The organism is Myxococcus sp. AB056 (assembly GCF_006547365.1).
Classification (GTDB): Bacteria; Myxococcota; Myxococcia; order Myxococcales; family Myxococcaceae; genus Myxococcus; species Myxococcus virescens.
Window position 1 is genome coordinate 54,795 of the sequence record NZ_VHLB01000020.1, and the last position, 19,502, is coordinate 74,296.

Annotated in this window: 16 protein-coding genes; 10 read left to right on the top strand and 6 right to left on the bottom strand. The window is 69.6% G+C overall.

Annotation, left to right across the window (positions count from 1 at the left end):
- Positions 1 to 31: 31 nt before the first annotated feature.
- Positions 32 to 799, bottom strand: a complete 768-nt coding sequence (locus FMP39_RS11925; RefSeq protein WP_228557911.1) for an ATP-grasp domain-containing protein — start codon at positions 797 to 799, stop codon at positions 32 to 34.
- A gap of 158 nt (positions 800 to 957) precedes the next feature.
- On the opposite strand from FMP39_RS11925, the gene FMP39_RS11930 reads away from it, so the two are divergent.
- A complete protein-coding gene (locus FMP39_RS11930) occupies positions 958 to 1,758 on the top strand; it encodes a 4'-phosphopantetheinyl transferase superfamily protein (RefSeq protein WP_141590033.1) in 801 nt (266 codons plus the stop codon).
- Here the strand turns inward: FMP39_RS11930 and FMP39_RS37405 are convergent.
- Positions 1,755 to 1,907 (bottom strand): hypothetical protein, encoded by a 153-nt coding sequence (locus FMP39_RS37405; protein ID WP_194858362.1) that lies wholly within the window; start codon positions 1,905 to 1,907, stop codon positions 1,755 to 1,757. The two genes, FMP39_RS11930 and FMP39_RS37405, sit on opposite strands and share 4 nt — an antisense overlap.
- A 39-nt stretch (positions 1,908 to 1,946) precedes the next feature.
- Positions 1,947 to 4,352 (bottom strand): endonuclease MutS2, encoded by a 2,406-nt coding sequence (locus FMP39_RS11935; RefSeq protein WP_141590067.1) that lies wholly within the window; start codon positions 4,350 to 4,352, stop codon positions 1,947 to 1,949.
- Positions 4,353 to 4,427: 75 nt separating this feature from the next.
- Here FMP39_RS11935 and FMP39_RS11940 point away from each other — a divergent pair, with 75 nt between their 5' ends.
- The 8 genes from FMP39_RS11940 (at position 4,428) to FMP39_RS11975 (ending at position 11,117) form a co-directional block, all read left to right on the top strand.
- Complete coding sequence (locus FMP39_RS11940; protein WP_141590034.1) at positions 4,428 to 5,156, top strand: tetratricopeptide repeat protein; 729 nt, start codon at positions 4,428 to 4,430, stop codon at positions 5,154 to 5,156.
- Positions 5,157 to 5,224: 68 nt separating this feature from the next.
- Positions 5,225 to 6,541 carry an adenylate/guanylate cyclase domain-containing protein gene (locus FMP39_RS11945; RefSeq protein ID WP_228557912.1) on the top strand — a complete coding sequence of 439 codons (1,317 nt, stop codon included), beginning with the start codon at positions 5,225 to 5,227 and terminating at the stop codon, positions 6,539 to 6,541.
- Positions 6,541 to 7,761: an exo-beta-N-acetylmuramidase NamZ domain-containing protein gene (locus FMP39_RS11950; protein ID WP_141590036.1), complete on the top strand. Its 1,221-nt coding sequence runs from the start codon at positions 6,541 to 6,543 to the stop codon at positions 7,759 to 7,761. Before FMP39_RS11945 ends, FMP39_RS11950 begins: the two co-directional genes overlap by 1 nt.
- 3 nt (positions 7,762 to 7,764) lie before the next feature.
- Positions 7,765 to 8,436 carry a hypothetical protein gene (locus FMP39_RS11955; RefSeq protein WP_141590037.1) on the top strand — a complete coding sequence of 224 codons (672 nt, stop codon included), beginning with the start codon at positions 7,765 to 7,767 and terminating at the stop codon, positions 8,434 to 8,436.
- A 1-nt stretch (position 8,437) separates the two neighbouring features.
- Positions 8,438 to 9,010 (top strand): nicotinate (nicotinamide) nucleotide adenylyltransferase, encoded by a 573-nt coding sequence (gene nadD / locus FMP39_RS11960; RefSeq protein ID WP_141590038.1) that lies wholly within the window; start codon positions 8,438 to 8,440, stop codon positions 9,008 to 9,010.
- Between the two features lie 102 nt (positions 9,011 to 9,112).
- The gene (locus FMP39_RS11965; RefSeq protein ID WP_141590039.1) at positions 9,113 to 9,589 is read left to right on the top strand and encodes a hypothetical protein; all 477 of its coding nucleotides are present in this window, start codon (positions 9,113 to 9,115) and stop codon (positions 9,587 to 9,589) included.
- 14 nt (positions 9,590 to 9,603) lie between these two features.
- Positions 9,604 to 10,359, top strand: coding sequence for a hypothetical protein (locus FMP39_RS11970; protein WP_228557913.1), 756 nt, complete (start codon positions 9,604 to 9,606; stop codon positions 10,357 to 10,359).
- The gene (locus FMP39_RS11975) at positions 10,359 to 11,117 is read left to right on the top strand and encodes a hypothetical protein (protein ID WP_228557914.1); all 759 of its coding nucleotides are present in this window, start codon (positions 10,359 to 10,361) and stop codon (positions 11,115 to 11,117) included. Before FMP39_RS11970 ends, FMP39_RS11975 begins: the two co-directional genes overlap by 1 nt.
- A gap of 62 nt (positions 11,118 to 11,179) precedes the next feature.
- Here the strand turns inward: FMP39_RS11975 and FMP39_RS11980 are convergent, their stop codons facing one another.
- On the bottom strand, positions 11,180 to 14,584 hold the full coding sequence (locus FMP39_RS11980) for a hypothetical protein (RefSeq protein ID WP_228557915.1): 3,405 nt from the start codon (positions 14,582 to 14,584) through the stop codon (positions 11,180 to 11,182).
- A gap of 89 nt (positions 14,585 to 14,673) precedes the next feature.
- Here FMP39_RS11980 and FMP39_RS11985 point away from each other — a divergent pair, with 89 nt between their 5' ends.
- Complete coding sequence (locus FMP39_RS11985; protein WP_141590041.1) at positions 14,674 to 15,999, top strand: hypothetical protein; 1,326 nt, start codon at positions 14,674 to 14,676, stop codon at positions 15,997 to 15,999.
- Here FMP39_RS11985 and FMP39_RS11990 read toward each other — a convergent pair.
- Positions 15,983 to 16,852, bottom strand: a complete 870-nt coding sequence (locus FMP39_RS11990; RefSeq protein ID WP_141590042.1) for a Rossmann-like and DUF2520 domain-containing protein — start codon at positions 16,850 to 16,852, stop codon at positions 15,983 to 15,985. The genes FMP39_RS11985 and FMP39_RS11990 overlap by 17 nt on opposite strands.
- Positions 16,849 to 19,371 (bottom strand): AAA family ATPase, encoded by a 2,523-nt coding sequence (locus FMP39_RS11995; RefSeq protein ID WP_141590043.1) that lies wholly within the window; start codon positions 19,369 to 19,371, stop codon positions 16,849 to 16,851. The genes FMP39_RS11990 and FMP39_RS11995 overlap by 4 nt, the downstream gene beginning before the upstream one ends.
- Positions 19,372 to 19,502: the final 131 nt, after the last annotated feature.

The following is a 19,502-nucleotide window of genomic DNA, read 5'->3' on the forward strand; positions in this document are numbered from 1 at the left end:
GCGACACGCGCGGAGCGATGCCCGGACCGAGCTACCAGGGCATTGCTTCGATGGCGTCCACCATCTTCGCGACGTCGTAGGCGTAGAATCCCGCCGCGTTGAGATTGTTGAGCTCCCCGACGTACAGGCTGCCGTCGTGCATGAAGACGTCCAGGACGTAGGCCCGGTCTGGCGTCCAGGTGTCGGCCATGGCCTGGGCGAAGTCGCGCACGTCGGGCTCGACCTCGGGAGACGACGCAACGCGGTCCCCGAGCTTGTACCGGCTGCCAGTGACGACACGTCCGTCGACGACGACCATGCGGTACTCACGCTGGATGTGTTTCAGCGGGCTGACGGCCACCCAGGTGTCGGCATCGACCGTGGCGCCTTCGCCCAATGCGAGGGCGCTCGCCCGCCACGCGTTGAAGTCGTCCCACGTGGTCACCATGCCGGAGAAGGACTTGTCGTCCAGGCAGGGGCGGATGAAGAAGGGGCCCTCCCTCGGTGGAACGTCCCCGAAGCGGTGGACCTGGGCATCGGCGTTGAGCAGGTGGTGGCCCAGTTTCTCGCGCCAGATCCGGAAGTCGAAGTTGTCGTTGAGGAACGCGCCCGGCGTCCAGCCTCTCCGCTTCGCGTAACGTGTCAGGCTGAGGGAGCCCATCACGATGACGGGCCCGTCGACGTCGACAGTCGGCTCGACACCGCCATCGAACGGGATGACCTTCACGACGGTGTGCGGAATCTCGCCGCGCCGCAGCACGCCCATCAGCGTGTGGAAGCCCGGCTCGTTGAACAGGTTGTGCTGGACGACCCAATGCATGGTGGCCTCGGAGAAAGGCGTCGGGACGTTCGCGGTGTGCGCCAACTGACGGCTTTCCGCGTGAGCCGGGTATCTGACGACACTGCCGTGATTTCACCCTGTGCCAGGGGCTCGGCTGTGATTGAGGTCCCGGGCGGGTTGACACAGAATCCAGCGCCATGACCGGCTCTGACCATCACGACCCGCTCGGACTGGAGTCCTCCGCGACGGTGTCGCTCGGCATGGTGCGCCACGGTGTGCCGGTGCCGGCGGTGCTCGCCTGTGTCCATCAGGAGTCCGCTGCGGCCATCAACGATGCGCAACTGGCACTGCTCCATCCGAACGAGCGGGCTCGACTGGAGGGCTTTCGCGCGGACTCGCGGCGGCTCGGGTTCTTCTTGGGGCGCTACGCAGCCAAACGCGCCCTCGGCGGGCTCGGCATCCAGGTACCGATGCACGCGGTCGAAATCGCGCCCGGCGTCTTCGAACATCCGGTGGTCAAGGGCGCGGGAGGGGATTCGCCCGTGGTCTCTCTCAGCCACGCGCGCTCGGTGGCGGCAGCGGTTGCGTGTGGGCCGGAGCACATCGTTGGCGTCGACGTCGAGCAGCTCTCTCCCGAACGGACGGACGTCTTCGAATCCGTGATGCCGCAGCGCGAGCTGGCCATGGTCCGTCATGCTCCCGGTGGCGGCGAGCTGGCGGCGAACGTCATCTGGGCCATGAAGGAAGCGCTCTCCAAGGCGTTGCGCTGCGGGCTCACCGCTCCGTTCGAGGTCCTGGAGGTCGACGCCTTCGAGGGGCATGTCGCGGGAGGCTACGGCTGCCTCTTCCGCAACTTCGCCCAGTATCGCGCCCGTGCCTGGGTGCTCGGCGGATACGTGCTCGCGGTGGTGTCGCCCAAGCACTCGCTGCTCCATGTCGCACCGGCGGACCTGGAGCGCATCCGCCAGGTGTTTGGTCGCGACGTGTCTCGAAGCTAGGCCACCAGCTCCGTCGCCGCGCCTGACATGCGCTGGCGCCGGCGCAGCTCCAGTGCTTCAAGCTCCAATTCGTGGGCGCCGCGGAGCCGCTGGCAGTCGCGCGGGCTGGCCTGACAGACGAAGGGCCGGAGGCAGCCATTTCCAGCCACCTCCGGCCCTGGATGCTTCAGTCCGTATCGCGGGTGCGGTCAGGCGCGCAGGGCGACCACGGTCACCCCGTCGCCGCCTTCGTGGCCTTCACCCGGCCGGTACATGCGGATGTACGGAGACGCGGCAAGGTAGTCACGGATGGCCTGCTTGAGCGCCCCCGTGCCATGGCCATGGATGACGAGCGCGGCGTCTTCTCCGCTGCGCATGCCGCGGTCCAGGAACGACTCCAGCTCCGCCAGCGCGTCGTCCGCGCGCATGCCGCGCACGTCGCAGCGGAAATGGGTGGCTTCCACCTCGGAGGGGGCCGCGGAGGCCGCGCGCTTGAGCGCCGCATCCTGCTTCTGCCGCTCCGGGAACTTCGCCTGCTGCGGCTTGCGCGTGCGCGCGCCCGACAGCTCCGTGATGGGCACGCGCATCTTCAGCGCGCCACCCGCGGACACCACCGCGTGGTTGTCCGCCAGCTCCAGGATTTCCACATCGCGGTTCAGTCCCGAGTGGTGCACCCAGGCGCCCACCTTCAGGTTGGCCGGGCCAGGTGCTTCCACCTGGAACAGCTCCGCCTTGGCGGCCTGGGCGCGCTTCAGCGCCTCGTCCGCGCGCTGCTGGAGTTGCTGCCGGGCCTCGGCGAGGGCTTTCTCGTTCTGCTCGGCTCGAAGCTTCGTCAGCAGCTTCTGAACTTCCGCCGCCGCGTGCTCGCTCGCCGCGTGTACGTCGTCGTTGAACTGCATCATCCGGGCGCGACGCTCGCGCTCGAAGGACTGCTTCTGCTTCTCCAGGTCGGCCCGGAGCGCCTCGGCCTCCTGGGCCGCCACGCGAGCGCGTTCCAGCTCCTCGTAGAGCTTGCGCCGTTCCTCCTCGGCCGCCGCCAGCGCCTTGGTGAGCGGACCGCCGGCACTGACGGACAGCTCCCTTGCGCGCTCGCACACGTTCTGGGGCAGGCCCACGCGCGCCGCCATCTCGATGGCCGACGACTGGCCCGCGGCGCCAATCTGGAGCCGGTAGGTGGGGGCCATGCGTTTCGAGTCGAAGCCCACGCGCGCGTTGAGGAAGCGCGGGTCCATGTGCGCCAGCGCCTTCAGCTCTTCCAGGTGCGTGGTGACGAGCACCACCACGCCCTTGGACATCAGCTCCTCCAGCACGGCGATGGCGATGGCCGCGCCCTCGCGCGGGTCGGTGTCCGCGGCGATTTCGTCGATGAGGACCAGCGAGCCCTCGCCCACGGCGCCGATGATGTCTCGCAGCATCACCACGTGCGCGCTGAACGTGGACAGGCCCTGCTCAAGGTCCTGCGCGTCACCCACGGTGGAGTGGACGGAGCGGTACAGCGGCATCCGGGAGCCTTCGGCCACCGGAATCGGCAGGCCGGCGCGGAGCATCAGCGCGCAGAGGCCCACGCCCGTCAGCGTCACCGTCTTGCCGCCCGCGTTGGGGCCGGAGACGACCAGGGCCTTCGCATCGCCCGTGAGCGTCACGTCGTTGGCCACCACCTCGGCGCCCTTGAGCACCAGGCGCGGGTGGCGCAGTTCCCGTAGCTGCATGTCCGTGACGTTCTCGAAGGCCGGCATGCTGGCGCCCAGGTCCGCGGAGAGGATGGCCACGGATTCGGCCTCGTCCAGCTCCGCCACGGCGTCCAGGCCCTCCAGGATGCGCTCCGACTCCCGGCCGAGCTGGTCGCTCAGGGCCTGGAGCACCTTGCGCTCCTCCTCGGTCACCTCCGACTGGGCGATGGCGAGGTCGTTGCCCAGGCCCACCATGGCCTGGGGCTCCGTGAAGAGCGTCTGGCCCGTCTGGCTGGCGTTGTGGACGATGCCGTCCACTTCCGAGCGGTAGTTGGCCACCACCGGCACCACGTAACGCCCGTTGCGGATCGTGTAGTAGTTCTCCCGCAGCTTGGGGAGGAAGGTCTCATCGTGGAGCATCTCCTCGAGCCGCGACTTGATGCGGCGATGGAGCCCACGTGCGCGGTCCCGGGCTTCGCGCAGCTCCGGGCTGGCGCGGTCGGAGATCTCTCCGTCCGGTTCGAAACACTGGTCGATGCGGCGGGCCAGCGGCTCCAGCGAGGGCATCCGGCGGGCAATCTCCACCAGCCGGGGGACGCGGGCCCGGCGTTCGTCCAGTGCCTCGCGGGTGCGGACGAAGGCGAACAGGAGCTGCGCCGAGTCGATGAGTTGGCGGGGCTCCAGCATGCCGCCCTTGGCCGCATGGCCGATGGGCGTCCGCAGGTCCGTCACGCCACCCAAGGGGAGGGAGAACTGCTCCTGGGATAACGAGCGGGTCTCGGCGACGAGCGCGAGGGCCTCCGCCACGGCCTCGGGGGTGGCCAGGAACGGCCGGGCGAGCACCCGCTCCCTGCCGGGCTCCGTCCGGCAGCGTTGCGCCAACGCGCGGAGCACATCCGCGAAGCCCAGGTCTTCCAGCGTTCTTTGCGATATCTGCACGGTCATGGGTTTCATGCGCGGCCGTTCGGCCGTCAAGAGGATCTATTGAGGCGCCCGGGTCGGCTCTGCTATCAGCCGCACATGAGGTGGGTCATCCTGGTGGCTTTGCTGGCGGGCGCGACTGACGCAGCGGAGCCTTCTGCCCTGACTCCGGCCTCGTCACGGACGGTGGTTTCGCTCCCGGAGGCCCTGGCCCTGGAAGCGGATGGGAATGATGTGGGCGCCCTGGCCGCGCTGGAGGCCCTGGTCCGGGCTCAACCCGCGTGGGAGCTGCCCCGGTTGGAGATGGCCCGGCTGCTGCTGAAGACGGGAGGCGCGCTGGATCAGGCGGAGTCCCACCTGAGCGCCGCCCTCCAGCAGGCTCCCAATAATCCCCGCGCTTGGTACCTGCGGGGATTGCTGTGGGAGGAGCGGGATGACCGCCGGCAGGCCGTCCAGGCGTACGAGCAAGCCGTGCAACTGCGCGCCTCCTACGAGGAGGCCCGCTTCCGGCTCGGGACGCTCTGGCTGGACATGGGGGACCTGCTCAAGTCGGAGTTGCACCTGCGTTACCTGGCGCGGCTGAAGCCGGAGTGGGTGCAGGTGCGCCTCCAACTGGCGGAGGTGCTGGAGAAGCAGGAGCGCCTGCTGGACGCGGAGAAGGAGCTGCTGGCGGCGCGAGGCTTCCAGCCGGCCAGTCCGCTGGTCCTCCGGCGGCTCGCCGACTTCTACACGCGCACGGGGCGGCCCCAGCTCGCGGAGCGGGTCCGCGCGGCGCTGGAAGCCCCTCCGAAGCGGCGAATGCGTGACCTCAAACCATCACGTCGCTGACAGCGAGCGGTCATTTGGTACGCAGTTGCGATTGCACCATCGACGGTGGCGCATACACTGCGCGGGCTTTGAAGACCGCCAACCTCGCCATCGTCTTCACCGACATCAAGGGCTTCACCGAGCGGACCAGCCGGCAGACGCTGGAGGAGAACCAGCGCCTGCTCCAGGTCCACGAGGCCCTGCTGGCGCCGCTGTTCAAGGCGTTTGGCGGGCGCATCGTCAAGTCCATCGGTGACGCGTACCTCGTCACCTTCGAATCGCCCACCCAGGCGGTGCTTAGCGGCATCGCCATCCAGGATCGGCTGTGGCACCACAACCGGACGGTGGAGGTGTCGGAGCAGATTCACGTCCGCGTGGCCATCAACGTGGGCGAGGTGCGGCTGGACGGGAACGACATCTTCGGCGAGCCCGTCAACATCGCCGCCCGGGTGGAGGGCATCGCCGAGGCGGGCGAGGTGTACTTCACCGAGGCCGTCTACCTGGCGATGAACAAGGCCGAGGTGCCTTCCAAGGAAGTGGGCGCCTACGAGCTGAAGGGCATCCCGGGGAAGATTCGCGTCTTCCACGTGCCCCGGGCGCCGTACCGCGTGGAGGCTCCCGCGCCCAGCGCCATCGCCGAGACGCCGGGCTCCGAATCGATGCCGCCCTTCGGGAACCTGGCCCTGTCCCGCGTGTCGGAGGCTTCGTCACCGGGGGCGCAGGTGGACCTGTCCGTGCTGGGGCAGCGGGCCGCGGCGGGCGCCGCGGTCATCAGCCAACGCGCGGCCGCGGGTGCCACGGTGCTGGGCCAGCAGGCCGCGGAGCTCGGGCGGCAGGCGCGCACGGTGGGCGGTTCTCTCTTTTCGCGCGGCATGGCGACGCTTCCGCCGCAGGTCCAGAAGCACCGCGCGCTGGTGGGCGTGGGCGCGGCCGTCGTGCTCGCGGGCGTCGCGATGCTGGCGTTCAGTGGCGACGAGACGGTGCGCGCCATCAATGCGGTGGAGCGGGCGCCGGAGGAGGAGCGGACCGCGCTGGCCAAGGACGTCCGGACCCTCATCATGAAGGAGGAGGACTCCGGGCGGCGCAACTTCCTGCTGGGCCGTCTGACGGAAGCGACGGGCAAGCCCGATGACGCGCTGAAGGTCTACGCCACGGCCGTGAAGGCCGGCAGCCGCGCCGCGGAGGACCGCCTCATCGAGATGCTGTCGCATGCGCGATGCGACGTGCGCTCGGATGCCGCGTCCACGGTAGGCCGGCTCCAGTTGAAGCGGGCGGTGAGCGCGCTGGAGGACCTGAAGTCCGACGGCGGGCCCGATGACGGGGTGCGGACGGGCCTGTTCGGCATTTCCAAGTGCGACTCGAAGGTGGCCGCGGACAACGCGCTCAAGGGCTTCAAGGAGCGTTGATGTGCCGGCCCTCGGGGCTGGCTGAGGAAGGGAACGCCGTGACGAAGGTGAAGACGGGACTGGACGTGTGGGTGGAGCAGGGCTTCTCCGCGTTGAAGGGCAAGCGCGTGGGCGCCATCGTGAATCCCACCAGCGTGGATGCTCGCTTCCGCCACCTGGCGGACCTGCTGTCGGGCGCGGACGGCGTCACGCTGGCTGCGCTCTTCGGTCCGGAGCACGGCATCCGGGGTGAGGCGCAGTACATGGTCGCCGTGGACGAGGCGAAGGACCGCCGCACCGGCGTGCCGGTGTACAGCCTCTACGGCTCCACCTTCGAATCGCTGTCGCCCCGGCAGGAGTCACTCCAAGGGTTGGACGCGCTCGTCTTCGACATCCAGGACGTGGGCAGCCGCTACTACACCTACGTTTACACCATGGCGCTGGCCATGAAGGCCGCGGCGAAGGCCCGCGTGCCCTTCTACGTGCTGGACCGGCCGAACCCGCTCAATGGCGTGGCGATGGAAGGCAACCTGGTGGGGGAGGGCTTCCGCTCCTTCGTGGGCCTGTACGCGCTGCCCAACCGCCACGGCATGACGGCGGGGGAGCTGGCCCGCCTCTTCAACGTCCAGGAGGGCTTCGGCTGCGAGCTGACGGTGGTGCCGTGCGAAGGCTGGCGCCGCGGCCAGTTCTGGTCGGAGACGGGGCTGCCCTTCATCTCGCCGTCGCCCAACATGCCCACCGCCGACACCGCGCTGGTGTACCCGGGCATGTGTCTGGGCGAAGGCACCAACGTCTCAGAGGGCCGTGGCACCTGCCGCCCCTTCGAGCAGTTCGGGGCGCCGTGGGTGGACACGGACCAGTTGCTGGCGCGGCTGGCGAAGGAGGAGCTGCCCGGGGTCGCCTTCCGGGCCGTGGGCTTCACGCCGACGTTCGACAAGTACACGGGGCAGTCCTGCAACGGCGCCTTCATCCACGTGACGGACCGGGAGGCCTTCCAGCCCCTGCGCACCGGCGTCGCCATCTTCCAGGCGCTGCATGACATTGGCCCGGGCTCGTTCGATTGGCGCGCGGATGCCTACGAGTTCGTCGAGGACGTGCCGGCCTTCGACCTGCTCTGCGGGACGGACCAGGTGCGCCGAGGCATCGAGGCGGGGTGGCCGCTGGAGCGGTTGCTGGAGGGGTTCTCCGCTCAGACGGAAACGTTCGCACGTCACAGGACGTCCTACCTGCTATACGCTTGAGGCGTGATCGGCGTCTTCTCCGACAGTCATGGGGACCTCGAAGCCTTCGACGCGGCCTACGAGCTGCTGCGCTCCAAAGGGGCGCGGCGTTTTCTCTTCGCGGGCGCGCGCTACACGGACCTGGATGAATGGGTGCTGTGGCGGCGGCAGAAGAGCCGGGGCGGGCGTGAGTACTCGGACGCGGACTTCCTGGCGGACGTGACGAACTGGCTGGGCAGTCAGGACGCGCTGCCCCGCACGCCGTCGCGCGCGGAGGCCCCGGCGGACGTGGCGTCGGAGGACGACCGCCGGCTCGTCATGGAGCGCTTCATCCGCGTGCCCGAGCGCGAATCGCTCCAGTACAGAGACCCCTCCATCAACAACAAGGTCATGGACCTGATGGGGGACACGCTGTGCTGCGTGGTGCACGACAAGAACGATTTGACGCGGGATGACCTGCTCAACGCGCTGCTTTTCGTCCACGGCAAGGAGCCGGAGCCCAAGGTGGTGCAGATTGGCCCGCGCTACTTCCTGACGCCGGGGCGACTGGTGGGCGCCGCCGAGCAGACGTGCGCGCTCCTGGAGAAGGTGGACCGGAACCTGCGCTTCTCCGCGTTCCGTCTGGATGGGCACGCGATCGTGGAGCCCCAGGTCATCGTCCTGGAAAAGAAGTCCCCGAAGTTGTCCCTCAAGTGACGTGAGGCCCGCCGTGCAGGTCGCGCTCCTCGGAGGCTCGTTCAACCCGCCCCATGTGGGGCACCTCATGGCCGCCACGTACGTCCATGCCACCCAGGACGTGGACGAGGTGTGGCTGATGCCGTCCTGGCAGCACCCATTCGGCAAGCAGATGGAGCCCTTCGAGCATCGCGTCGCCATGTGCGATGCGCTGTGCGCGGAGACATCAGGCTGGCTGAAGACGAGCCGGATCGAGCAGGAGCCGGGGCTCTCCGGCCGCACGGTGGACACGCTGACCCTGCTGGTGGCGCGGCATCCGGACATCCGCTGGTCGATCATCATCGGCAGCGACATCCTGCGCGACCTTCCGCATTGGAAGGACTTCCACCGCATCGAGGAGCTGTCGCGGGTGATGGTGCTCAACCGCGCGGGGTACCCGGCGCCGAACACGTTGGGGCCGCCGCTGGCGGAGGTGTCGTCGACGCTGATTCGCGACCTGCTCGCGCGCGGCGAGGCTCCGTCGGACCTGGTGCCCGCGCGCGCCATTGCCTATGCGCGCGAGCACGGTCTCTATGGCCTGAAGCAGACGCCGTAGCGCCGCCGCCCCCCTCCGGGGGTTCTATTCCGTTGATACCTTGCGTAAAAACCAGGGCAGCTTGAAACTCGCGATGGCCGTTCTTTCCTGGAGAAACATCGCATGAATTCAAAGCTCGTGTTCGCTGCCGTGGCCCTGCTGTCGACGTCTGCCTTCGCCGAGGAGGATCTCAAGCCCGCGCAGGAGGAGGCGAAGGCGTCGTTCGAGGAGAAGATCTCCGAGGCTTTGGCCGCCGCGAACGAGAAGTGTGGCACCAAGCTCACCGTCAAGACCGACTTCCAGAACTTCAAGCCGGAGGCCTGGGCGAACTCGAGCTATGGCTCCTACTGTGAGGCGGCCATCAATGGGGTCACCAGCATGTGCGAGCGCCCGGCCTACAAGAAGGCGATTGCGAAGAAGGTGACCGGCGTGTCGTGCCTGTTCGGTGGCGTCAAGCCGCCTGAGAAGAAGGACGGCACCAACGACGCGACGCTGCGGAACCTCTCGCTCGACAAGGGCACGCTGACGTACCGCATGAGCGTGGACCACACGAACATCGAGGACAACACCAAGGCGACCCTCGAGAAGGCGCTGAACTGAGCATGGCGCGGGGGATGGCGATAATGCTCCTGCTGCTGTGGGCCCAGGGGGCCGTGGCGGCGGAGTCACTGGAGTCGTTGGCCCTCAAGGTCTATCGGGGCACCGACGGGCAGTCCATCGAGGTCGTGACGCTGGCTCCCCGGGAGGCGTCGGAGGTGGTGCTGCGGCTTCAGGGCACCGACTCCGAGCAGGATGGCCTCGCGGTGCGCGGCAAGGCCCGGGACACGGGGCGGGGTGTTGATTACGTCGTCCGTCATCGCGGCGCGGACTGGGTGCTGCTGTCCCAGCGCGCTGGTGATTACGAGGCCTTCGTTCCCGGGAAGCCATCCTTCCGCGTCAAGTTCAGCCAGGAGGCGACGGATAAGGCGTCTGCCTCCGAAGTGCTTTCCGCGCATCTGCTGCAACGGGAGTCCGGGCGGATCGCGGCCTTCGAGAAGAAGGCCTGGCCCCACCTGGAGAAGAAGTACACCGCGCGCGCCGCCGAGGCCATGGCGGCGCTGCGCAAGGCGTGTGGCACGTCACCGACCTTCACGTTCGACTGGAAGACCTTCGACGATGCGGTGATGGCGGAGCTGGACGTCTGGGCGGCGTGTGCGCCGCTCGCGACGCGGGCCCGGGCTCGCTGTGCCGCCTTGAAGGATGTCACGGTCCTCACCTGTCGCTTCGGGCCTGCGCTCGCGTTCGAGCGGGGGGCCGACGCGCTCATCTTCACCACCACTCGAGGGGGCGCGGCCGAGGGGCCCGCGTTCCTGAACGGGAGGCTCAAGTGATGCGTCGATTGCCCATGGTGCTGGCGTACCTCCTGGCGGCGCCGGTGCTGGCTCGCCCGGCCGCGACGCTCGAAGACCTCCGAGCGCTGGCCGTGCAGAAGTCCTGGGCGGAGCTGCTGGAGCGCGCGGAGGAGGTTCCTCCCGCCACGCGCTCCGACGCATGGCGCGCGCTCGTGACGGAAGCGGCGACGGCCGAAGTCGAATCGGCCGTGGCTTCGGACGACAAGGACCCGTTCGCCACCGCCCGGAAGGCGCGCGCGTTGGGGCAGCGGTATGCCTTACTCGCCAAGGCGCCCGGCTTCGCCTCGGCGCGCGATGCGCGAGGATTGAAGGACCTGGAGCGTTGCCTCGAGCTCGAGCGGAGTGGCTGCATCGACACGTACCGGGAGCTGACGGGTGACGCGAGCGCTGAGACGATGCTCCAGGCCGCGCGGCTCGTGAAGCGGGGCCACTTCGCCTACGTCGCGATGCCGCTCTTCGCCTCGGCGGTGCGAGGTGGGAAGGAGGCTGGCGCCTGCAAGGACGAGGCGCTCGCCGAGGCGGTGCTGGCCGCACTGGACCTGCCCGCGACGGATGCCCGCGCGGGTGATGCGAGGAAGGTGGCGTTCGAATGGTGCTGGTCGGCGCTCGGCGCGAAGCTCAAGCGCGCGACGGTGGGCGCCTCGTCCTACTTCCTGGCCAACACCTGTCAGCCCATGCGAGCGCGGAAGGCGCTGACGGAGTTGCAGGACGACCTCTGCAAGGACGAGGGGCTGTAAGCGACATGCGAGCGCTCAACCGAAGTTCGTGATTCGCGAGCAGGTTGAGGGGCAAGCCCGAGTCAGAGGCCGAAGCCGATGAGGTGCAGGTGGTCCAGGCCCTGCTCGAAGCGGTAGGCATATTGGTAGTAGAGGGACACCGGAACCGCCTGCCCGAAGGTGAGGTGCAGTGACGCCGAGGCCCCCACGGCCGCGTGGTTGGCGCGGTTGTCGGTGCGGGCCAGGGAGCCGAAGGCCTCGACGCCGACGTCGCGCACGAAGAGGGATGGGAAGAGCCACAGCGTGGAGGCCCATCCGTAGTCGATGGGGACCCGGTACTGGTACGTCGCGGAGCCGATGAGCGCGTCGCGCGCGCGAATCTCCAGGTCCTCGTAGCCGCGCAGGTACTCGCTGAAGGCGATGCCCGGCTGCAACTGGAGGGGCAGCGGGCCGGTCTGCTGGCTCTCGCGGTTGGTGTACCAGATTTGCCCCGCTCTCAGGCCGCCGACCTGGAGCAGCCCGGACGGCGCGCCGGGGAGGAAGCGCCCCACCGCGGTGAGGCGGAGGTTGTCGCGCCCCGTGAAGGGGAGGCCCCCCGTGAAGGCGTCGAGTCCCAGGCGCACATCGCCCATGGTGGAGTCCCGGAGGAATGCGCCGGGGTACACACCCGCAGCCGCCGTCATGCCCAGGCCGCGCTGGGTGCTGCCGTAGGACGTGGCGTCACCCGCGAAGTACGACATGGAGACCTCCGGGCCGACGATGCGCGTCACCATGCGCGGGAAGCGGTCCGTGGCGTCGTACTCGCGGCGCAGCGCCAGCACGCCGAAGGTCACCGGCGTCGTCCAGAACGAGCGCGAGGCGAAGGCCGTGGCCTGGAGATCCGTGCGCTGATTCTGGCGGATGTACGCGCCCGAAACCTGGATGTACCAGGGCGCGAGTTGTGCGTTGCCGTAGGCCAGCGAGAGGCTGGGGGCGTCTTCTCGCGTGTCGAAGGAGAGCAGCAGCGAGTACGCATGGAAGCCGAGCCGGTCCTGTCCCGCCAGGGCCAACCCGCCCATCGTGTATGTGTCATCCGTGTTGTCGGGGTCGGCTCCCGCGAGCAGGTAGGGCACGCGGAGCTCGGGGATGAAGAGGCGCTCCAGCGGCGAGTAGGGCTCGTCCGAGAGAATCTGGAGCTCCGTGCCCGGGTCAGGCGGGGCTTCGACAGGACCGTCGAGACCCGTGAGCGCCGTGGGCGCGTCTTCAGCCACAGGCGATGGGGACGGCGGTGCGGTGTCCTCGGCGGCAGGCTGCTCCGACTGAGGGGCAGGTGGCGGAGGTACAGCGCCCTCGGCGGTATGGGTGGGCGACTCCTCGGAGGGGGGCGCTCCGTGGTCCGGCGCGGCCCCTGGCGGAGGTGACGCCTCATCGCTGGCGGACGGCTGTCCGGATAGCGGGGCTCCATCGCCCGGCGCGGTCCCAGACGGTGAGGGCGGTTGCGCCGCATCGGGCTGGACCGGAGCGCCGGGCATGGGGAACGCGGCGAACTCGGACTCGGAAGGTGCGGCCGGGGGCGCCTGTTCCGACTCCGATGCCGGAGTCTCCGTGGGCACATCAGGGAGCCGGGGTGCTCCGGGTTCGGTCTCGAGAGACGGAGCTGAAGGGTGGGGTGCCTGCGCCAGCACTGCGTGCCCTGCCACCTCCACTTGCGCAGTGCCAGTGTCGGTCTCCACCGGCGCAATGGGCACCAGTGGGGCGCGGTCGATGGTGAAGTTCAGACCGTCCCGGTTGAGGAACACCACTTCCTCGGTTCCCACGGGATGAACGTCCATCACCAGGTGCGGCGCGTCCGTGATGCGAACCACTTCTCGCGTCGCGACCGTGAGGACGTGGGCCTGCAGTCGCCCCTCATGTTCCCGGAGGAACACGAGGCGTTCATCATCCAGCCACCTGGGCGAGTAGTTGAATCGGCCATCGCGCGTCAGCCACCGAAGGCGTCCATCCGCTTCCCGCAGGACCAGGTCCCAACCCGCGTCCCCTGAGAGTGGGAAGACGACCCGCTCGCCATCCGGTGCGACCGCGGGCGGCCCCACGGAGGTGCTGGCGCCGAAGTCCGTGAGGGCCTTCCGGGTGTCCGTCTCCAGATCCAGCCGCACCACGTTGGCCGAATCCCCATCGACGCGGACGTAGACGTAGGCCGTTCCATCCGGCGTGACGCTGCCGCCCATCCCCATCACGTCGTCCCAGAGCCGAACGACGTCACCCGTGCGCGCATCCACCTTCCACAGCTTCGCCGTGTAGCCCCCTTCCGTGTTCAGGTCGGCCATCACCAGGTACAGCCATGCGCCATCGCGGCTGAACGACATGCCGCTGACCAGCGTCGGGGAGCCCAGCACCCAGCGGCGCCCGGGCAGCAGCTCCACCAGCGGCCGTTCGAAGCGCACGCGGCCATCCGGCTCCAGCACCGTCAGCCGCGTGTAGCGCTCCCGGCCCACGCCCACCGTCGCGGTGACTCCACTGGTCGCGTGCGAGGCCAGCCGGGAGAAGTAGCCCGCGTCGGACACCCACGTTCGCTGTGCCGAGGGCCGCTCGCGCACCTGCAGGCTCTCCCGCAGAGACTGCGTGTACTCCGCGAACAGCGAGCCGATGTCCCGCCCGTACACGCGCTTGAAGCGCAGTGTCACCGCCAGCGGAGGCACGAAGGAGCCGCCCTGTTCATCCACCAGCTTCCACAGCTTCGCCTCCCCGTAGCGCTTCGCGAGGTACTCCACGAAGTGCATGCCGGTGATGTAGTTGCCGCCGAACGGGTCCAGCGCGCGCTGCTCGGGGGACAGGTAGCCGGGGTTCAGCCGTCCGCCTGTGGCCTGCACCACGGAGTCGTACCAGCCGCGCCAGATGGGGCTGTGGGGTCGTCCCGCGTCCTTTTCGAACTGCCCTTCGTAGTAGGTGGCCAGTCCCTCCAGGAACCACGACTCCGTATAGGAGTTGGGCTGGAACAGGCCCCCGGTGACGAGGTTGAGGAAACCCCAGACCCCGTCCGTCTGCTGGAGCTGCACGTAGTGGACGGCCTCGTGGCAAGCCACGTCGCCGACGTCCACCTCACCCAGGTTGAACAGGTGGAACAGCTCCAGCGTCAGGTGGGAAGGCATCACCATCTGCTGCGGCGTGCTGGCGTAGTCCGGGACCACGTAGGCGTTGTTGAAGTTGGAACTCGTCAGGTAGACGAGCACCCGGTCCCGCTTCTTCTTCCGCCACGTCTGCTCCTGGAGGCGGGCTACGCAGCCCTCCAGCCGCGACGCCATGCGCAGGGCCGCACCCCGGAGCTGGGCGGGGTAGTAGAGCTCCAGGGACTCCGTGGTGAGCTTGCGCATCTCGTCCCGAGCGAACGAGGCCTGGATGTTCTGGGGGAAACGGGGTGTGACGAAGGCACACCCGCCGTTTGTCAGCAGGAAACAGGTGGCGAGGACAGCCCAGCGAAGCCACCAGCGGGAAGCGGGCATGCGGGCCATCCTACAGGCCACAAATCGTAGCCACGACCGCGAATTTCACGGTAAGGGATGGCCCCGTCGCCTTCCTATTTCCGAGTCTGGATTCCGCCATGTCCGAACCCGCCACCCAGGCGCATCCCGTTCCGCAGCACGTTCACAATGCCCAGATGCAGGTCGCCGCTGCCCTGGAGCAGGCCACCGGCAAGCCGGTCGACCTGCTCCAGGCGTCCTGGATGGATATTGAACCCGCCATCGCGCAGCTGACGGGCGGCCAGTTCCAGGTGAACAAGCCGGAGCACCAGACCATCGCGCTGGGCCTGGCGGGGGCGTTCGCCCTGCGGCTCATCCAGGAGCACCAGGCCTTCTGGTTCCCCAACCGTGATTCGCCGGAGGGCGCCACGCTGGGCTTCCCGGAGGCCATCATCATGCTGTCGCCGTTCGGCGCGGTGATGGATTCGCTGGGGCAGGGCAAGCTGGCCCGCCTGGAAGACCTGGCCGCGGACATCCGCCGTTCGCTGGGACAGGCCCGCTTTGGCGGCAACCCGGCGCAGGCCCTGGGAGGCCAGGCGCCCAAGCTGACGCCGGTGGACTACCAGCGCCTCTTCGACCCCGGGTTCCTCCAGTTCGTCGTCCTGGACCCGAAGAAGGCCGCCACGGCCCTGGAGACGAAGCCGGACGGGCTCGCTCGGGACGTGCGCAACGCGCTGGGCCGGACCCAGCCGCCGCTGCCGCCCGAGGCGCGCCAGCAGTTCGAGGGGCAGATCGTGCAGTCCCTCCAGCGCCTGGACACCACCAAGTCGCTCATCGACCAGGCCGAGCGCGCGCCGCGTCTGGCGGAGTTGATGGCGCACCTGTTCGGCACCATCGGTGGGACGGGCTCGGCGCCCGAGGACTTCTGGCACGACCTGGTGCTGCCGCTGCTGTTCATCGGCACCCCGGCCAGCTTCCCGCCGCTGGACGAGGAGGAGCTGGAGATGTTCCGCCAGGGCGCGGACCCGCTGCCGCTCTTCGTGGACCTGGTGCCGCACGCGCACAAGGCCCCCGACGAGGGCCTGCTGGGCGCGTTCGAGATGAGTGACATCGGCTTGGTGCACCCGGGCTTCGGCCGGGTGGGCGCGCTTCGCCTCATCCGCATCAACGCCTCGCGCATCCAGCCGCTGCTGGAGCAGTTCGACCCCGCGAAGACGGCGGAGACGCTCCAGCGCTTCACGGAGTACGTGGCGAAGGCGGCCGGCAAGCCCGCCACCGAGTCGCCGCAGGGCAAGGAGATGCTGCAGGCCGCGCTGACGCTGCTCTCCGACCTGAAGCGCTCCGTGACGCAGGTTCAGGGCGGCGAGCTGTCCCTGCGCCGGCTCACCGAGGCCGAGGCCGCGTCCGAGCAGGCCCTGGCCGTGGTGCGCAAGGCCCTGCAGGGTTCCATCATTCTGACGGCTTGAGCAGCCGTTCCAGCGCGGCGCGCGACGTGGGCTCCAGCCGGTCTCCGGCCAGCCCCAGCGCGCGCCGCGACAGCAGTCGATAGAGGGGCGCGACGTCCGCGGGGAGCGCCTCCAGGTGCGCCGCCACCACGCCGGAGTCTCCGCGGACGATGGGCCCGGTGAGGCCCCCCGCGAGACCCCGGGTCTCCAATCCCCGCAGCGCCGAATGCATCAGCGGCAGCAGGGCCGCCAGTGCGTCCGTTGGCGGGATTCCCGCGGCGCCCAGGGCCGCCACCGCCGCATCCGCCAGCGACACCAGGCCTCCAGCGCTCAGCACCGCGCCCGCGTGGTAGGCCGCGCGGTGGGCTTCTGGCACCTCGATGACGCGGAGCCTCGCATCCGCCGCCATCTGCCGCAGCACCTCCCGCAGCGTGCGTGACGGGGTGCTCACCGCCACGGTGCTGCCCGCCAGCGAGTCATGGGGCGAGGAGACAGCGCAGAGCGGATGGAACGAGCCGCGACTCCGGCCCTTGGCCGTGCCCAGTGCATCGAGCGAGAGCGCGCCCGCCGTGTGCACCAGTGCGGCCGTGCGGGGGAGGGGGGTGGACAGCGCCTGTGCGACGGCGGGTACCGCCGCGTCCGGAACACACAGGAGGATGACGCGGGCACGCTTCAGGTCCGCGGGAGCGGCCGTCTTCAAGCCGAGCGCTTCCGCGCGCTCGCGGCCTTCATCCGTGCGGGAGTGGATGCGCACGGGCCAGCGCTTCGCCTGGAGCGCCAGCCCGAGGGCGCCACCCAGGCGGCCCATCCCGACAATTACGACGGGTGGGCGCCGTTTCGAAGGCCCTGCGCGGCGGCGGGAGCCGGGGCTCATCGCTCGCGCTGGAACTGGAGCTGTCCGGAGTTCACCGCGATGCGCACGCGGTCGCCCGTGACGAACTCACCCGACAGGATGCGCTCCGCGAGGGGGCCCTCCACCAGCCGCTGCACCATCTGCCGCATGGGGCGCGCGCCCAGTTGTGGGTCGAAGCCGCCGGACTTCAGCAGGTGGCCGACCACGTCGTCGCCCGCCACGTATTCGATGCCGCGCTCGGTGGTCAGGCGCTTGCTGCTCTCCTCCAGCAGCAGCGTCGCGATGCGTGCCACCTCCACCTCGGCCAGGGGGCGGAAGGGGAGCCGTTCGTCGATGCGGTTCCACAGTTCCGGCGGCAGCGCCTTGCGCGCCACCGAAGATGCCATGTCCATGGCGTCCCCGGGGCCCGCGGAATCCGCGCCGAAGCCCACCGGGCGGCCGGTGCGGGAGAAGGCCTCCGCGCCCAGGTTCGTCGTCATGACAATGACGGTGTTGGAGAAGTCGATGTGGCGCCCCTTGCCGTCCGTCAGGCGGCCTTCCTCCAGGACCTGGAGGAGGAGCATCTGCACCTCGCGGTGCGCCTTCTCGATTTCGTCCAGCACCACCACCGACGAGGGCCGGCGGCGCACGGGCTCCGTGAGCTGTCCGCCCTCACCGAAGCCCACGTAGCCGGCGGGCGAGCCGATGAGGCGCGAGACGCCGTGCTGCTCGGACATCTCGCTCATGTCCAGGCGCACCAGCGAGTCGCGGCTGCCGAACAGCACGTCCGCCAGCGCGCGGGCCATCTCCGTCTTGCCCACGCCCGTGGGGCCCAGGAAGAGGAAGCTGCCCATGGGGCGGCGCGACGCGAAGCCCGCGTAGTTGCGGCGGATGACCCGGGCGATGCGCGTGACTGCCTCCGAGTGCCCGATGACGCGCTCCGCCAGGTCCTGCTCCAGCCGGAGCAGACGCGACGAGTCGTTCATCAGCAGGCGCTCCTCGGGGACGCCCGCGAGCTTGGCCACCACGCGCGCCACGTCGGAGGGCTCCACCACGTCGCGGCCCTCGCGATGGCAGCGGCTGCCCGCCAGGTCCACCACGGAGATGGCCTTGTCCGGCATGAAGCGGTCCGTCACGTAGCGGCTGGCCAGGGACGTCGCGGCCTCCAGCGCTTCGGGCGTGTAGCGCAGCCCGTGGTGCTCCTCGTAGCGGCCGATGATGCCGCGGAGGATCTCCACCGTCTCCGGAACGGAGGGCTCGTTGACCACCACGGCGGTGAAGCGGCGCTCCAGGGCCGGGTCGGTGCTGATGAACTTGCGGTACTCGTCGTGCGTGGTGGCGCCAATGCAGGGGAACTCACCGCGCGCCATGGCCGTCTTCAGCTCGTTGGCCGCGTCCTGCGGACCGTCACCCGTGGAGCCCGCGCCCACCAGCGTGTGGATTTCGTCGATGAAGACCACCACGCGGCCCTCGGCGCGTCGGACCTCTTCCTTCAGCGCGTTGAGCTTCTCGGAGAACGAGCCGCGCAGCTGCGTGCCGGCCACCAGCGTGGCCATGTCCAGCTCCACCAGCACCTTCTCCGACAGCGACCCACGCAGCTCGAGCAGGCGCTGCGCCACGCCCTCCACCACCGCCGTCTTGCCCACGCCAGGCTCGCCCAGCAGGCAGGGGTTGTTGGTGCGCCGCTTGCCCAGGATGTCGATGACCTCCTCGACCTCGCGCGCGCGGCCCACCACCGGGTCCAGGCTGCCCTCGTGGGCGGCCTGGCTCAGGTTGCGGCCCAGCGAGGTGAGCAGGGGGTAGGCCTTGGCGTCGAGCACGGGCGACGCGGCGGCGGACTGCGCCGGCCGGCCCGCGGGTGCAGGGGCGGCCTTGGAGGTCGGGGCAGGGGACGGCGCGGCGCGTGCCACGGGCGCGGGCGGCGGCGCCTCCGGCTCCTCGTCCACGTCGATGAGGTCGCGTGGCGACAGCGCGGGCGTGCTGTAGCGCGGCGGCGGTGGCGGCGCGGTGAAGGGCGGGGGCGACGACGGCGGAGCGCCGGGCCGGGAGCGCGGCAGGCTCAGCGTGATGGCGGAGGCCGGAAGGGGAGACGGCGGCGCGCCCAGGGGGCGGCTCGCGGGCCGGGGGCCCAGGGTCTGTGACCGGCCCAGCTGGAGGCGGCGCGGCATGTGACCACTGGTGAAATAGGACATCGCCACGCGCATGAGGCCGCCCAGGTCCAGCCCGGCCTGCAGCAGCAGCTCCTGGGCCGCGCAGCGCACCCGGGCCACGGCGATGAGCAGGTGGAGGCAGTCCGCCTCCTGGGAGCCCACATTGGAGGCGATTTCCCGGGTCTTCTCGCGCAGCTCCCGGAGGAGGCTGTCCGGCTCCGCGGGAGCGGCCGTCAGCAGCTGGAGGATGGCGTCCTCGTCCACGCCTCGCTCCTTGAGCAGCAGCTGAGCACGGTTCTCCACCGTGAAGAGCGCCAGGAGCACGTGGGCGGAGGTGACCCTCTGCACCACGCTCTGTGCGATGTCATTCGCTTCGTGGAGGACCTGCGCGAGGTCCGTGCTATCGACCATTCGAACTCCGGCAAGCGACCAGGCGAGCGCAATACACCCTCTTGGGGCGTCCGGCAAAATTTCCGCTACAGGCCGCTACATGTGCCGTAAAGCCCTGGAGTAGAAAGCGTCCGCCAGCGGAATTTGGCTGG

Excerpts from the sequence above, each read along its gene's own strand:
- FMP39_RS11980 (WP_228557915.1), bottom strand. The coding sequence starts at position 14,584 with ATGGCCCGCATGCCCGCTTCCCGCTGGTGGCTTCGCTGGGCTGTCCTC.
- FMP39_RS11935 (WP_141590067.1), bottom strand. The coding sequence starts at position 4,352 with ATGACCGTGCAGATATCGCAAAGAACGCTGGAAGACCTGGGCTTCGCG.
- FMP39_RS11925 (WP_228557911.1), bottom strand. The coding sequence starts at position 799 with ATGCATTGGGTCGTCCAGCACAACCTGTTCAACGAGCCGGGCTTCCAC.
- FMP39_RS11995 (WP_141590043.1), bottom strand. The coding sequence starts at position 19,371 with ATGGTCGATAGCACGGACCTCGCGCAGGTCCTCCACGAAGCGAATGAC.
- FMP39_RS11965 (WP_141590039.1), top strand. The coding sequence starts at position 9,113 with ATGAATTCAAAGCTCGTGTTCGCTGCCGTGGCCCTGCTGTCGACGTCT.
- FMP39_RS11975 (WP_228557914.1), top strand. The coding sequence starts at position 10,359 with ATGCGTCGATTGCCCATGGTGCTGGCGTACCTCCTGGCGGCGCCGGTG.
- FMP39_RS11970 (WP_228557913.1), top strand. The coding sequence starts at position 9,604 with ATGGCGATAATGCTCCTGCTGCTGTGGGCCCAGGGGGCCGTGGCGGCG.
- FMP39_RS11930 (WP_141590033.1), top strand. The coding sequence starts at position 958 with ATGACCGGCTCTGACCATCACGACCCGCTCGGACTGGAGTCCTCCGCG.
- FMP39_RS11950 (WP_141590036.1), top strand. The coding sequence starts at position 6,541 with ATGTGCCGGCCCTCGGGGCTGGCTGAGGAAGGGAACGCCGTGACGAAG.
- FMP39_RS11985 (WP_141590041.1), top strand. The coding sequence starts at position 14,674 with ATGTCCGAACCCGCCACCCAGGCGCATCCCGTTCCGCAGCACGTTCAC.
- FMP39_RS11940 (WP_141590034.1), top strand. The coding sequence starts at position 4,428 with ATGAGGTGGGTCATCCTGGTGGCTTTGCTGGCGGGCGCGACTGACGCA.
- FMP39_RS11990 (WP_141590042.1), bottom strand. The coding sequence starts at position 16,852 with ATGAGCCCCGGCTCCCGCCGCCGCGCAGGGCCTTCGAAACGGCGCCCA.